Genomic DNA, 14,540 nt, shown 5'->3' on the forward strand with positions numbered 1-14,540 from the left:
GAGTCAAGCGCGGGCGCCCTTGCCAGACGCCCCGCCGCGGGTGCAAGACTCCTGTCGACAGGCCGGCGCGCGCCCGGCCCGCCCCCCTGCGCAAGGAGCCCCGCGATGGACGGCACGCTTTCGGCCAACGACCTCAGCCACATCGTCACCGCCGACAAGGCGCATGTCTGGCACCACCTCAGCCAGCACAAGCCGTGGGAGACGTCGGACCCCAACATCCTCATCGAGGGCAAGGGCATGCGCGTCTGGAACCAGGCGGGCAAAGAGCATCTCGACGCGGTGTCGGGCGCGGTCTGGACGGTGAACGTGGGCTACGGGCGCGAGCGCATCGCGAAAGCGGTCTACGACCAGATCCTCAAGATGAACTACTTCGCCGGCGCCTCGGGCACCGTTCCCGGCGCGCTCTTCGCCGAGAAGCTGATCGGAAAGATGCCGGGGATGAGCCGGGTCTATTACTGCAACTCGGGGAGCGAGGCGAACGAGAAGGCGTTCAAGATGGTCCGCCAGATCGCGCACAAGCGGTATGGCGGCAAGAAGCACAAGATCCTCTTCCGCGACCGCGACTACCACGGCACCACCATCGGATGCCTCTCGGCCGGCGGGCAGGACGAGCGCAACGAACAATACGGCCCCTTCGCGCCGGGTTTCGTGCGGGTGCCGCACTGCCTCGAATACCGCCGGCACGAACAGGACGGCGCGCCCGAGGACAATTACGGCGAATGGGCCGCCGACCAGATCGAGAAGGTGATCCTCGCCGAGGGGCCGGACACCGTGGGCGCGCTCTGCCTCGAGCCGGTGACCGCCGGCGGCGGCGTCATCGCCCCGCCCGAGGGCTACTGGCCGCGCGTGCAGGAGATCTGCCGCAAGTACGACATCCTTCTGCACATCGACGAGGTCGTCTGCGGGGTCGGCCGCACCGGCACCTGGTTCGGCTACCAGCATTACGGGGTGGAGCCCGACATGGTCACGATGGCCAAGGGCGTGGCGTCTGGCTACGCGGCCATCGCGTGCCTCGTGACGACCGAAGGCGTGTTCGACCTCTTCAAATCGGACGAGACCGATCCGATGGATTATTTCCGCGACATCTCCACCTTCGGCGGCTGCACCGCGGGTCCGGCAGCGGCGATCGAGAACATGGCGATCATCGAGGATGAGAACCTCTTGCAGAACACCACCGACATGGGCGCCTACATGCTGGACCGCCTGGGCGAGCTGAAGGAGCGGCACGCCATCGTCGGCGACGTGCGCGGCAAGGGCCTGTTCCTCGGGGCGGAGCTGGTGACGGACCGTGACACCAAGGACCCCGTCGAGGAGGCGCGCGTGAAGGCTGTGGTCGGCGACTGCATGGCGCAGGGCGTGATCATCGGCGCGACCAACCGGTCTGTGCCGGGCCGCAACAACACGCTCTGCTTCTCACCGGCGCTGATCGCCACGAAGGACGACATCGACGAGATCGTGTCGGCAGTGGACGGCGCGCTCGGCCGCGTTTTCGGCTGAAGGCCGCCGCGGGCGTCAGGCGCTGCGCCTTGGCACCGAGCCGCGCATCGACGGGCCGTGGATCGGCGATCCCGACCGCCGAGCGGCAGCGCTTTTTGGCTGCCAGCTCGGCAAGACCTCTGAGCATTGCGCGAAGCGTCACCAAATCGCCGGTCCGGGGGCGGCCCGGCGATGCGCGGCGGCCTGACGGCCTTGATCCCGCGCGGGCAATGATCACGCCGCGTGAAGAGGCGCCCCCCCTCGCGGGGAGGCGCTATCGCCATTAGAGGATCGTTATTCGCCCGGTGCAGGCGCCGCTGTCGGCGCCGCCCGCGGCTGGTCGTAGGAGGACACAGCGTTCTCCTCCTCGTGCAGGTCCGAGGGCTTCGGCCGCGGCCCGACGGTGATGTAGTCGATATCCTCGGCCAGAAGCCCCATGATCAGCGACGGGATCATCAGGAACACCAGGCAGAACACCGGCAGACCGACCACCGTGATCACCTGCTGCAGCGCAGTCAGACCCGCCTGCCCAGCCAGCACGATCAGCAGGATCGCGATTGTGCCCTCCGCGATCCCCCAGAACAGCCGTTGCTGCACCGGGCCGGCCTCCGCCTCGCCGGTGCAGAGCATGTCGACCACCAGCGACGCGGAGTCCGATGAGGTGGCGAAGAAGATCGCCACGACGATCACCGCAAAGCCCTGCAGGAAGGTCGCGAATGGGAAATTGTCGAGGAAGGCGAACATCGCCAGCGGGATCGAGTCCGACACCGCCTGGCTGAGTTGCCCGGCGGCATCTCCGAGCTGCTCGCGCGCCTCGGGGCCGATCCCGTCGAAGCCCATCGCCTGCCAGCCGAAGATCGCGAACCACACCAGCGTGAAGAACGATGGCGCCAGGAGCACACCCATCACGAACTCGCGGATCGTCCGCCCGTAGGAGATCCGCGCGACGAACAGCCCCATGAACGGCGACCAGGTCACGGTCCACGCCCAGTAGAAGACCGTCCAAGATCCCTGCCAGCCCCATCCGTCCGTCGACGGGTCGCGGTCGGCCATCATGTCGTTCCAGAACGCCAGCCGTGGCAGATTCGACAGGTAGAGCCCCGCCGTTTCCACGATCCCGCGCAGCAGGAACAGGGTCGACCCCGCGATCAGAACGAAGATCATCAGCGCCACCGCCATGCCGATATTGAGGTTCGACAGGAACCGCACCCCGCTGTCGAGCCCGGCGACGATGGACATCACGGCCACCGCAGTCAGCACGGCGATGATGACGATCTGCACGAAGGGCCCGTCACCGGTGCCCATCAGTTCGTTCAGGCCCGCGGCGACCTGGCTCGACCCCAGGCCGAGCGACACCGCGACGCCGAAGAGCGTGCCGAGGATGGCAACCACGTCAATGGTCTTGCCGACCGGGCCGTGAATTCCTTCCTTCAACAGCGGATAGAAGACGGAACTGACCCGCACCGGCAGCTTGTAGCGGTAGATGAAATAGGCAAAGGCCAGCCCCGGCAGCGTGAAGATCGTCCAGGTGTGCAGCCCCAGGTGGTAAAGCGCGATGGAAATGGCGTCCTGCGCCGCCTCGACCGAATGCGGCTCGACCCCCGGGAAGGGGGGCGTTGCGAAATGGCTCATCGGTTCGGCCACGCCCCAGAACATCAGCACCGTGCCGATGCCGCCGGCAAAGAGCATCGTGAACCACGAGATGTTGCCGTAGTCGGGTATCGCATCGCGCCCGCCGAGGCGCACATGGCCATAGCGGCTCATCGACACCCAGATCAGAAAGCCCAGCCAGACGTTCACGCCGAGAATGAAGAACCAGCCGAGATGCGCGACGATCCAGGCCCGCGCCGCCGCGAAGCCGTCTCCGATCGGCCCTGGAAACAGCACGAGGAGGAAGGCGAAAACCACCATGAAGGCAGCCGCCGAGAAGAAAATGACGGGGTCGGTCTTCAGTCCGAACCGGCGGGCGAGTTCTTCCATTGTCCCTCTCCTTTGGCAAAAAACGACAGCACAAGAAAAAGGGATACTTGGAAAACTGAGTGTCGCTGCGTCAAGTCGGCAAAACCCCGCCAACAGGCCCCGGTTCCCGGTCAATAGAAAAGATTCCGCCAGGAGACGGCGCCCGCGCGCCCGGCGCACAATACCGTGGCGGCCCGGCCTGATCGCGCGTCGGAAACGAAAAAGGCCGCCCGAGGGGGCGGCCCGATATAGCTTGACGCGAGGTGCGCCTCAGCCGTTCACGCTGTCCTTGAGCGCCTTGGCCACGGTCACCTTGACCTGCTTGTCGGCTTCTTTCTTGAACTGCTCGCCGGTGGCGGGGTTGCGCACCATGCGCTCGGGGCGTTCGCGGCAATAGATCTTGCCCACGCCCGGGAGCGTCACCGCGCCGCCATCTGCGACTTCCTTGGTGATGATGTCCGTCAGCGCGTCGAGAGCGGCCCCGGCCGTCTTCTTGTCACTGCCCATTTCATCGGCCAGTGCAGCCACGAGCTGCGTCTTCGTCATTGCCTTCGCCATTTTTCCTGGTCTCCTTGCCGCCACATCTCTTGGGCTAGATCGCGCCGAATAAACTCATTCCTGAGGGAAAACACAAGATATTGAGGAATACCAGCGAGGAGTGAAGCGGAATGTCGCGAGGCTTCGCTTCAAAGGAACGCTGTTTCATAGAAACTACGCAATTTCCGGCTGTGGATACGCTCAAGCGGCATCTCGCGCAACTCTTCCATCGCCTTGATCCCGATCAGCAGGTGCCGCGCGACTTGCGTGCGGTAGAAATCCGTCGCCATGCCCGGCAGCTTCAGCTCTCCGTGCAGGGGCTTGTCCGAGACGCACAGCAGCGTGCCGTAGGGCACGCGGAACCGGAACCCGTTCGCCGCTATGGTGGCGCTTTCCATGTCGAGCGCGATGGCCCGCGACTGCGACAACCGCTGCACCGGGCCGGACATGTCCCTCAATTCCCAGTTGCGGTTGTCGACGCTGGCCACCGTGCCGGTGCGCATCACGCGCTTGAGATCGTAGCCCGACAGCTCCGTCACGTCCGCCACCGCGTTCTCGAGCGCGACCTGGATCTCGGCCAGCGCCGGGATCGGCACCCAGACGGGCAGATCGTCGTCGAGCACGCGATCCTCGCGCAAGTAGGCATGCGCCAGCACGAAATCGCCGAGGCTCTGCGAATTGCGCAGGCCGGCGCAATGTCCGACCATCATCCAGGCATGCGGGCGCAGCACCGCGATGTGGTCGGTCGCCGTCTTCGCATTCGACGGTCCGACGCCGATATTGACCAGCGTGATGCCGGCGTTGTTCGGTCGCTTGAGGTGGTAGGTCGGCATCTGCGGCATCTTCAGGACCGGCGCGAGTTCGTCCTCCGGGCCGGTGATCTCCACATTCCCGGTCGACACGAAGCTGGTGTAGCCGCTGTCGGGGTCTGCGAGCATCTGGCGCGCGAAGGCCTCGAACTCGCTGACGTAGAACTGGTAGTTGGTGAACAGGACGTGGTTCTGGAAATGCTCCGCGTCGGTCGCGGTGTAATGCGCGAGGCGCGCCAGCGAATAGTCGACGCGCTGCGCGGTGAACGGCGCGAGGGGTTCGGTGCCGTCCGGCGCCGGCTGGAAGGTGCCGTTGACGATATCGTCGTTGGTCGAGGTCAGGTCCGGCACGTCGAAGCAGTCGCGCAGCGGAAAGGCGGCGGCGCCTTCCTGCGGCACCGTGATCTCGGACCGGGCGGCGACCGCGAAGTGGATCGGGATCGGCGTCTCCGAGGGGCCGACCTGCACCTTCACCCCGTGGGTCCGAACCAGCAGTTCCAGTTGTTGCCGCAGGTAATGGGCGAAGAGATCGGGCCGCGTGATCGTCGTGGCATAGCTGCCCGGCGCGGCGACATGGCCGAAGCTGAGGCGACTGTCCATCTTGGAATGGCTGGTCGTGGTGATCCGCACCTCGGGGTAGAACGCACGGTAGCGCACGCCGGGGTGGCCGTGCCGCATCGCGGACTCGAACGCCTCGGTCAGGAAGGTGACGGCCGTGCGGTAAAGCGTCGTCAGGTACGTGACCGCTTCGGCCGGATCGTCGAAGAGCCGCGGCCCCTCGCTTTCGGGCGCCTGCACCTTCAGTTCGGTTGGAATGTCCTGCATCGCGGCCCCCGGCATGTTTGCGGGCAAGATGGCAGGGGGGCCGCCCCGCTTCAAGCCGCCCCGGACTGCATCGAACCGCCGGAACCGGGCGCCCCGCACGGGAAAAGTGCGGCGCGGGGTGCCACCGTCCGGCCCCGGTTCCGGCGCGGCCACGAAGCTGACGGCGAACCGCGCCGCGAGCCTTCGGCCGTGGTCAGGACAAGGCCCCGCCCGGCGAAGGCCGTCCCTCTCAGCTCCGGACCTTGGTCTCGTAGGCGTCCGAGATCTCGCGCGCGAGCGCACCGACCTCGAAGTTGTAGTCGCCGATCTGCCCGACCGGCGTCACCTCGGCGGCGGTGCCGGTCAGCCAGCACTGCTCGAAGCCCTCGAGCTCCTCGGGCATGATGTGGCGCTCGTGGATCTTCACCTGGCGCTCTTCCAGCATCCCCATGACCGTCTGCCGCGTCAGGCCGTTGAGGAAGCAGTCCGGCTTCGGCGTGTGCACCTCGCCGTCCTTGACGAAGAAGATGTTGGCCCCCGTCGCCTCGGCGACGTAGCCGCGATAGTCGAACATCATCGCGTCCGAACATCCCTTCGCCTCGGCGGCGTGCTTGGACATGGTGCAGATCATGTAAAGGCCGGCGGCCTTGGCATGGCTCGGTGCGGTCTCGGGGCTCGGCCGTTTCCACTTGGCGATGTCGAGCTTGGCGCCGCGTGTCTTGGCGTCGCCGTAATAGCTGCCCCATTCCCACGCCGCGATGGCGAGCCGCACCGGGTTGCGCTTGGAGGCGACGCCCATGTCCTCGCCCACGCCGCGCCAGGCGACGGCGCGGACATAGGCATCGGTCAGGCCGTTCACGGCCAGGACTTTCGCCTTCGCCGCCTCGATCTCCTCGACGCTGTAGGGGATCTCGAAATCGAGTTCTCCGGCGGAATAATGCAGCCGCTCCGAATGTTCGCGCGACAGGAAGATCTTGCCGTTATACGCGCGCTCGCCCTCGAAGACGGAGCTGGCGTAATGCATCGCGTGGGTCAGCACGTGCACGTTCGCGCCGCGCCAGTCCACCATCTGCCCGTCCATCCAGATCGTGCCGTCCCGATCGTCATACGCTCCCGCCATTGCGCGCACTCCCAGCCTAGGTTTTCCGTTTGTTGCGCCAAATACGTCCGCTCCGGACACAAAATGTCGCAAAATCTGCGAGTCGCTACCAGTTGAACCTTGGAATGTCAACAAGACTGACCTAGACTGCCCGCAAACCCAGCAGAACGTGAACAGGAAAGGCCAACCATGGCAGAGCCGGAGCGGATGACGGCGCAGGGCGGCGAGGCGCTGCTCTTTCTCACCGACGAGCAGCTTCGCCAGGGGATCGAGGCGATGTTCTTCGCCTATCGCGGCTTCACCGCCGATCCCGACCGGATTCTCGAGACGCTGTCCTACGGCCGGGCGCATCACCGCGCGATCCACTTCATCAACTGCGTGCCGGGCACGACGGTGAACAACCTGCTGTCGATCCTCGGCGTGACCAAGCAGTCGCTGAACCGGGTGCTGCGCACGCTGATCGCCGACGGGCTGGTGGAAAGCCGGGTGGGCCGCAGCGACAAGCGCGAACGCCACCTCTACCTGACCGAGCGGGGCCAGGGCCTTGAGCGACAGCTCTCGGACGCCCAGCGCGCGCGGATGCGGCAGGCCTACCGGCAGGCCGGGCCGGACGCGGTGGCCGGGTTCCGCACGGTGCTCGAGGCTATGATGGATTCCGAGCAGCAGCGACAGTATCGTGCGCTGCGGACCGGACGCTAGGCTCGGAGGGGAGAGACGGAATGAGCGATCCCGATGCGCATCTGCTGATCGTGGACGACGACGAGCGGATTCGCGGTCTGCTGCAGAAATTCCTGATGCGCAGCGGCTTTCTGGTCAGCACTGCACGCGATGCGGCGCATGCGCGGCGGGTGCTGTCGGGGCTCGACTTCGACCTCATCGTGCTCGACGTGATGATGCCGGGCGAAGACGGCGTTGCGCTGACCCGCTCGATCCGCGAAACGCGCACCACGCCGATCCTGCTGCTGACCGCGAAGTCAGAGACAGACGATCGCATCGCGGGGCTGGAGGCCGGCGCGGACGACTACCTCTCCAAGCCGTTCGAGCCCAAGGAACTGCTGCTGCGGATCAACGCGATCCTGCGGCGGATGCCTGATGTGCCCGCGGGCGAGACGGCGCCGAAGCTGCTGACGCTGGGGCCGATCCGATACGACATCGAGCGCGGCGAGATGTGGCGCGGCGAGGAGCCGATCCGCCTGACGGCGACGGAAAGCCACCTGATGCGGATCTTCGCGGCCAAGCCGGGCGAGGCGCTGTCCCGCACCAGGCTGGTGGAGGATCTCGGCCGCGACCGCAGCCAGAGCCAGGAGCGCGCGGTGGACGTTCAGATCACCCGGCTGCGCCGCAAGATCGAGGACGACCCCAAGCAGCCGCGCTACCTGCAGACGGTGCGGGGCGCCGGTTACATGCTGTCGCCCGACTGATGCGGGCGAGGACGCCCGCAAGGGCGGATCGAGCCTTGCTCCTCAAGCCCTTTTCGGGCTTTCCTCGCAGCCATGACAGCTCTCATCACCCATGCCGACGGGCTGACCCACGTCACCCCCGACGGCCACCCCGAACGTGTCGCCCGGCTCGAGCACCTCTTGCACGCGCTGGAGCCTCTGGACCTCACCCGCGTCTCCGCCCCTCTGGCGAGCGAGGACGACCTCCTGCGCTGCCACCCGCAGGATTACATCGACCGCATCCGCACCAACACGCCCGCCAAGGGCGCGGTGCCGCTCGATTCCGACACCTGGCTCTCCCCGGGCTCCTGGAACGCCGCGCTGCGCTGCGTCGGCGGCGCGATTCGCGGCGTCGACATGGTTCTCGCGGGGGAAGTGCCCAACGTGTTCTGCGCCACGCGTCCGCCCGGCCACCACACCGAGACCGCGACGCCGATGGGCTTCTGCATCTTCGGTACGGCGGCCATCGCCGCGAAACACGCGCTCGACCAGCACGGCCTGTCGCGCGTCGCAATCGTCGATTTCGACGTCCACCACGGCAACGGCACGCAGGACCTGCTGTGGACCGAGGACCGCGCGCTCTTCGTCTCCTCGCACCAGTCGCCGCTCTGGCCCGGCAGCGGGGCCCCCTCCGAACGCGGCGCGCACGACAACGTTCTGAACGTCCCGCTCTCGCCCGGCTCGGACGGCGCCGTGATGCGGCGGGAGTACGAGTCGAAGGTCTTTCCGCGCCTGCGCGACTTCGCGCCCGAGCTCCTGATCATCTCCGCCGGCTTCGATTCGCATGCCGACGACCCGCTCGCCAACCTCGAATGGGAGGCGGAGGATTTCCGCTGGCTCACCAGGGAGCTCTGTGCGATCGCCCGCGACTGCTGCGATGGCCGGCTGGTCTCCACTCTGGAGGGCGGTTACGATCTCGCCGCGCTGAGCGAGTCCGGTCGCGCGCATGTCGAGGAATTGATGGAGGCAGGGACATGACCGACAGCCCGGTCACCGAAGAGGCCGGCCCCCCGGTCGAGGAGATGAGCTTCGAGACCGCGATGGCCGAGCTCGAGCGCGTGGTCGCGCAGCTCGAACGCGGCGACGTGGCGCTCGACGATTCGATCCGCCTCTACGAGCGCGGCGCGGCGCTGAAAAAGCGCTGCGAGGCCAAGCTCAAAGATGCCGAGGAAAAGGTCGCCGCGATCACCCTCGACGCCGAGGGCACGCCCACGGGCACGAAGCCGGTCGACGCCGGCTGATGCCGTTCGAGGAGGACCTCGCCGCGGCGCAGGCGCGGATCGAGGCCGGATTCGACGACCTCTTCGCGCACACGCCGGGCCTGCCGCTGCACGACGCGATGCGCTACGCGCTGCGCGGCGGCAAGCGGCTGCGCGGTTTCCTGGTGCTGGAGGGCGCGCGCCTGCACGGTGCGCCGGACGCGCTGAACGCCGCGCTCGCGATCGAGGCGGTGCATGCCTATTCGCTCGTCCACGACGACCTGCCGGCGATGGACGACGACGACACCCGCCGCGGTCAGCCGACGCTGCACCGCAAGTGGGACGAGGCGACCGCGATCCTTGCCGGAGACGCGCTGCAGACGATGGGCTTCGAGCTCTGCCTCGCACCGGGCTGCCATCCCGACCCGGCGGTGCGCGCCGACCTCGCCTTCGCGCTCGCCAAGGCGGCCGGCGCCGAAGGCATGGTGCTCGGCCAGGCGCTCGACATCGAGGCGGAAGCCGGCGGCGCGACCGATCTGGAGGCGATCACGCGCCTCCAGGCCGGCAAGACCGGCGCACTGATCTCCTGGGCGGCGGAGGCCGGCCCGCGCCTCGCCGGGGCCGACCCCGCGCCGATGCGCGGCTATGCCGCCGCGCTCGGCCTCGCCTTCCAGATCGCCGACGATCTTCTGGACGTCGAAGGCGACGCGGATGCGCTCGGCAAAGCGGTCGGCAAGGACGCGGCCGCCGGCAAGGCGACCTTCGTGTCGCTCCTGGGGGTGGACGGCGCCCGCGCCCGCGCGTCAGAGCTCATCGACACCGCCTGCGACGCGCTATCTGCCTACGGAAAGGGCGCTGCCAGCTTGATAGACGCCGCCCGCTTCGTTATCTCGCGGCAGACCTGACGGCCCCTCCCGCATCGTCCGCCAGTCCGCGCACATCAAGGAGGCGCGCAGCCCATGTCCGACCGTCCTCTCACCCCGCTTCTCGACCGCGTCGCTTCGCCGGCCGACCTCAAGGCCTTCTCCGACATGGAGCTGCGTCAGGTTGCCGACGAATTGCGCGCCGAGACCATTTCCGCGGTGTCCGAAACCGGCGGTCATCTTGGCGCGGGGCTCGGCGTGATCGAGCTGACCGTCGCGCTGCACAGCGTCTTCGACGCGCCGCGCGACAAGATCGTCTGGGACGTCTCGCACCAGACCTACCCGCACAAGATCCTCACAGGGCGCCGCGACCGCATCCGTACCCTGCGCCAGGCCGGGGGCCTCTCGGGCTTCACCAAACGCAGCGAGTCGCCCTACGACCCGTTCGGCGCGGCGCATTCCTCGACCTCGATCTCGGCCGCGCTCGGCTTCGCCACCGCCCGCGATCTCGGCGGCGATTGCGACACCGGGCATGGCGACGCCATCGCGGTGATCGGCGACGGCGCGATGTCGGCGGGCATGGCCTACGAGGCGATGAACAATGCCGGCCACATGGGCAAGCGGCTGATCGTCATCCTCAACGACAACGAGATGTCCATCGCGCCGCCGACCGGGGCGATGTCGACCTACCTCTCGCGCCTTTACACCGAGGCGCCGTTCCACACCCTGAAGGACGCCGCCAAGGGCGCCGTGTCCTTCCTGCCCGAGCCCTTCCGCGAGGGCGCCAAGCGCGCCAAGGACATGATCAAGGGCATGGCGATGGGCGGCACGCTCTTCGAGGAGCTCGGCTTTACCTATCTCGGCCCCATCGACGGGCACGACATGACCCAGCTTCTGCCGGTGCTGCGCGCGGTGAAGGCCCGCGCCCACGGGCCGGTGCTGATCCATGCGCTGACCCGCAAGGGCAAGGGCTACCAACCGGCGGAGGAGCGCCCCGATCGCGGCCACGCCACCGCGAAGTTCGACATCCGTTCCGGCGAGCAGAAGAAGACGCCGCCGAACGCCCCGGCCTATACCAAGGTCTTCGCCGGTGCGCTGATCACGGAGGCCGAGGCCGACCACCGGATCTGCGCGGTGACCGCGGCGATGCCCGACGGCACCGGGCTCGACAAGTTCGGCGAGCGGTTCCCCTCGCGCACCTTCGACGTGGGCATCGCCGAACAGCACGCCGTGACCTTCTGCGCCGGGCTCGCGGCGGGGGGCATGAAGCCTTTCGCGGCGCTCTATTCGACCTTCCTGCAGCGCGGCTACGACCAGGTCGTGCACGACGTCGCGATCCAGCGCCTGCCGGTGCGCTTCGCCATTGACCGCGCGGGGCTCGTGGGCGCCGACGGCGCCACCCATGCGGGCAGCTACGACGTCGCCTACCTGGCCAACCTGCCGGGCTTCACCGTGATGGCCGCCGCCGACGAGGCGGAGCTGGTGCACATGGTCGCCACCGCCGCCGCGCACGACGAGGGCCCCATCGCCTTCCGGTACCCGCGTGGCGAGGGCACCGGCGTGGAGATGCCCGAGCGCGGCACGCCGCTTGAGATCGGCCGCGGCCGGATGATCCGCGAAGGGTCCGGCGTCGCGCTTCTGTCCTTCGGCACACGCCTTCAGGAGGTGACGGAGGCCGCCGATGCGCTGGAAGCGCGCGGCATCCGCCCGACCGTCGCCGATGCGCGTTTCGCCAAGCCGCTCGACCGAGACCTGATCCTGCGCCTCGCGCGGAACCACGAGGCGCTGATCACCGTGGAGGAAGGCGCCGTCGGCGGCTTCGGCAGCCATGTCGCGCAGCTTCTGGCCGAGGAAGGCGTCTTCGATTCCGGGTTGAAGTTCCGCTCCATGGTGCTGCCCGACATCTTCATCGACCAGGCCTCCCCGCGCGACATGTACGCGGTGGCGAAGCTCAACGCCGAGGATATCGAGGCGAAGGTGCTGAGCGTCATGGGCGTCGCGCAGATGGACCGCCGGGCCTGATCGGAGAGTGCGGGCGCAAGGGCCGCCATTGATCCGAGCGTCGGTGGCGGCGCCCCTCGCGCTCCACGGGATATTTTCGGGCAGATGACGTCAGGGGCGCGGCACGATGGCCGCGCCCCCCGTATTCGGGGCAGCTCCCTCAGAAGCGGTAGCCGATGGAGGCCGTCGCCGTGCGCCCCTCGTAGCGATAGCAATAGCCGGCGCTGCAGGTCTGGCCGTCCTCGTCGAAGAGGTTCTTGACGTTGACCTGAAGTGCCAGTCCGTCCTGCCCGATGGCGCCGAAATCGTAGCTCATCGCGAGGTCGGCAAAGAGGTAGTCGTCGTTCTCGAAGCTATTCTCGTCGTCGCCCCAGCTTTCGCCGACATAGCGCAGGCCGCCGCCGAAGCCCCAGCCCTCGAAGGTGCCGCCCTCGGGCTCCCAGAACGCCCAGACCGACGCGGTGTGCTCGGGCGAGGCCGACAGCGTGTTGCCTTCCGTGCCTTCGGCGCCCTCCTCGATCTCCATGTCGAGATAGGTGTAGCTGCCCATCAGCCGCAGCCCCGACCCCAGGTTGGCGCTGCCCTCGAGTTCCAGCCCGCGCGAGCGCAGATCGTAGGGCACCTGGATCTGGTTGAGCCCGCCGAAGGCGTCGGTCTCCTCCGCGGTGAGGGTCTGGTAGATCGTGCCGTTCTCCTGGCGGATGTCGAACAGCGCCGCGGAAAGCTGCACGTCCCGCGTGGGATGCCGGTACTTGACGCCGATTTCCTTCTGCAACGCCGTCGTCGGGTCCGCGGCGCGGCCGCTGGCCGGATCGCCCGGATCGAAGACCAGCCCGGTATTCGGCACGAAGGCGCTGGAGAGGCTGGCATAGGGCGTCACGCCGTTGGCAAAGGCATAGGACACGCCCAGCCGGCCCGACCATTCCTCGTCCGTCCGCTCGTCGGTGGAGCGGCTGGAATCCTCGGTCTCGATCTCGACCCAGTCGTGACGCGCGCTGAGGAACACGCTGAGGTTCCCGGCGGTGATCTGGTCGTGCACGTAGACGCCGGTCTGCCGCACGTCCTGCCCCGCGTTGTATGGCGCATCCAGGTCGTCAGTGGCCGAGGCCGACACGTAGCCCGTGGGCGCAAGGTACGAATCGTAGGCGCTTTCGGTGTAGTCCACGCCGACCACGGCCTCGTGGCTCAGCCCGCCGGTGGTGAATTCGAATTCCGCGGTGGTGTCGGTGGCGAGGTTGTACTGATCCTCGAGGTAATGCCCCCAGTACCGCGCGAGATCGCTCCCGGTGTCGTAGAAGCCGGAATACTCCATCTCCACGTCGACCTCGGAATAGCGCAGCTTGTGGCGCAGGGTGATCGCGTCGGTCAGCTCGTGCTCGACCTCGTAGCCCAGGCGCCACTGCTCCTGGTCGAAGTCGTTGTAATCGGGATCGCCGTTATAGATCTCCGACGCCTCGCCGTAGCTCGGGTTGTAGTAGCTGGCGGTGCCGCCCACCGTGCTGTCGGAGTATTCGCCCAGCAGCGTCACGGTGGTGCGCTCGCCCAGCTCGAAGGTCAGCGCCGGGGCGATCAGCGTCTTGTCGTCCTGGTAGCCGTCGAGCGGCGTGTCCGCATCGCGCAGGATACCGGTCAGGCGATACAGCACGCGGGCATCGTCGTCCGCCGCGCCGGTCACGTCGAAGGCCAGCTCGGCCCGGTCGTCGGTGCCGCCGGTCAGCTTGATCTCGCGGAACGGATCGGCCTTGGGCCGCTTGGAGACGAGGTTCACCAGCCCGCCCGGGCCGGACACGCCGTAAAGCGACGAGGCCGGCCCCTTGAGAAGCGCCGCGCCTTCCAGCGTGTAGGGATCGTTGCGGTACCATGCCGAGGGGCCGTTCACCTGCCGCAACCCGTCACGGAAGAAGCCGCTGTTATAGGCCGGGAAGCCGCGCAGGTAGAATGCGTCGTAACGGGTGTCGAAGGCAAAGTCGCCCACGCCCGCCCCGGCCGAGTAGCTGAGCGACTCGAGCAGCGTGCGCGGCTGCTGGTCCTCCAGCTGGTCCTGCGTGACCACGCCGATGGATTGCGGGATCCGGCTGATATCGGTGTCGAGCTTGGTGGCCTGGCGGCCCGACTCGGCGACGTAGCCGTTCTGCAGCAGCGTGTCGTCGCTTTCGGCCTCGAAGACGACAGACCCCAGATCGACGGCGCCGCTGTCCTGCGCGCGGGCGGCCGGGGCGATGGCAATCGTGGCAAGCCCCGCCATGAGGGCCATTCGAGAGACGTGCATCCTGGAACTCCTGATCGGCCCGTGGCTACCGTCTCTCGCTTCGGGCAATTCCGACGGTATATGTCAGGTTAGTCAGGAGAGCTTA

12 protein-coding genes are annotated in these 14,540 nt (G+C 67.5%); 7 read left to right on the forward strand and 5 right to left on the reverse strand.

The genetic code is table 11. The features are described from left to right. Positions 1–105 precede the first annotated feature (105 nt). Positions 106–1,497: an aminotransferase family protein gene (locus F3H57_RS13760; protein WP_149756493.1), complete on the forward strand. Its 1,392-nt coding sequence runs from the start codon at positions 106–108 to the stop codon at positions 1,495–1,497. 273 nt (positions 1,498–1,770) lie between these two features. Here the strand turns inward: F3H57_RS13760 and F3H57_RS13765 are convergent, their stop codons facing one another. The 4 genes from F3H57_RS13765 to F3H57_RS13780 form a co-directional block, all read right to left on the reverse strand. After that, positions 1,771–3,456 carry a BCCT family transporter gene (locus F3H57_RS13765; RefSeq protein ID WP_149756494.1) on the reverse strand — a complete coding sequence of 562 codons (1,686 nt, stop codon included), beginning with the start codon at positions 3,454–3,456 and terminating at the stop codon, positions 1,771–1,773. 249 nt (positions 3,457–3,705) lie between these two features. Continuing rightward, the gene (locus F3H57_RS13770; RefSeq protein ID WP_149756495.1) at positions 3,706–3,993 is read right to left on the reverse strand and encodes an HU family DNA-binding protein; all 288 of its coding nucleotides are present in this window, start codon (positions 3,991–3,993) and stop codon (positions 3,706–3,708) included. A 128-nt stretch (positions 3,994–4,121) separates the two neighbouring features. After that, positions 4,122–5,606 carry an AMP nucleosidase gene (locus tag F3H57_RS13775; RefSeq protein WP_149756496.1) on the reverse strand — a complete coding sequence of 495 codons (1,485 nt, stop codon included), beginning with the start codon at positions 5,604–5,606 and terminating at the stop codon, positions 4,122–4,124. A gap of 229 nt (positions 5,607–5,835) precedes the next feature. Next, the gene (locus F3H57_RS13780; protein WP_149756497.1) at positions 5,836–6,705 is read right to left on the reverse strand and encodes a branched-chain amino acid aminotransferase; all 870 of its coding nucleotides are present in this window, start codon (positions 6,703–6,705) and stop codon (positions 5,836–5,838) included. Positions 6,706–6,873: 168 nt separating this feature from the next. On the opposite strand from F3H57_RS13780, the gene F3H57_RS13785 reads away from it, so the two are divergent. From F3H57_RS13785 to dxs, 6 genes are all read left to right on the forward strand, one after another. Then, the gene (locus F3H57_RS13785) at positions 6,874–7,383 is read left to right on the forward strand and encodes a MarR family winged helix-turn-helix transcriptional regulator (RefSeq protein WP_223163081.1); all 510 of its coding nucleotides are present in this window, start codon (positions 6,874–6,876) and stop codon (positions 7,381–7,383) included. Positions 7,384–7,403: 20 nt separating this feature from the next. Next, complete coding sequence (locus tag F3H57_RS13790) at positions 7,404–8,105, forward strand: response regulator (protein ID WP_149756498.1); 702 nt, start codon at positions 7,404–7,406, stop codon at positions 8,103–8,105. A gap of 72 nt (positions 8,106–8,177) precedes the next feature. Continuing rightward, a complete protein-coding gene (locus tag F3H57_RS13795; RefSeq protein WP_149756499.1) occupies positions 8,178–9,101 on the forward strand; it encodes a histone deacetylase family protein in 924 nt (307 codons plus the stop codon). After that, positions 9,098–9,364 carry an exodeoxyribonuclease VII small subunit gene (locus F3H57_RS13800; RefSeq protein WP_149756500.1) on the forward strand — a complete coding sequence of 89 codons (267 nt, stop codon included), beginning with the start codon at positions 9,098–9,100 and terminating at the stop codon, positions 9,362–9,364. Before F3H57_RS13795 ends, F3H57_RS13800 begins: the two co-directional genes overlap by 4 nt. After that, complete coding sequence (locus F3H57_RS13805) at positions 9,364–10,227, forward strand: polyprenyl synthetase family protein (protein WP_149756501.1); 864 nt, start codon at positions 9,364–9,366, stop codon at positions 10,225–10,227. The genes F3H57_RS13800 and F3H57_RS13805 overlap by 1 nt, the downstream gene beginning before the upstream one ends. A 54-nt stretch (positions 10,228–10,281) precedes the next feature. Continuing rightward, a complete protein-coding gene (gene dxs / locus F3H57_RS13810; protein ID WP_149756502.1) occupies positions 10,282–12,207 on the forward strand; it encodes a 1-deoxy-D-xylulose-5-phosphate synthase in 1,926 nt (641 codons plus the stop codon). Between the two features lie 139 nt (positions 12,208–12,346). Here the strand turns inward: dxs and F3H57_RS13815 are convergent, their stop codons facing one another. Further along, positions 12,347–14,455, reverse strand: a complete 2,109-nt coding sequence (locus tag F3H57_RS13815; RefSeq protein WP_149756503.1) for a TonB-dependent siderophore receptor — start codon at positions 14,453–14,455, stop codon at positions 12,347–12,349. Positions 14,456–14,540 lie beyond the last annotated feature (85 nt).

Origin of the sequence: Roseivivax sediminis, from assembly GCF_900112685.1 — a bacterium.
Lineage (GTDB): Bacteria > Pseudomonadota > Alphaproteobacteria > Rhodobacterales > Rhodobacteraceae > Roseivivax > Roseivivax sediminis.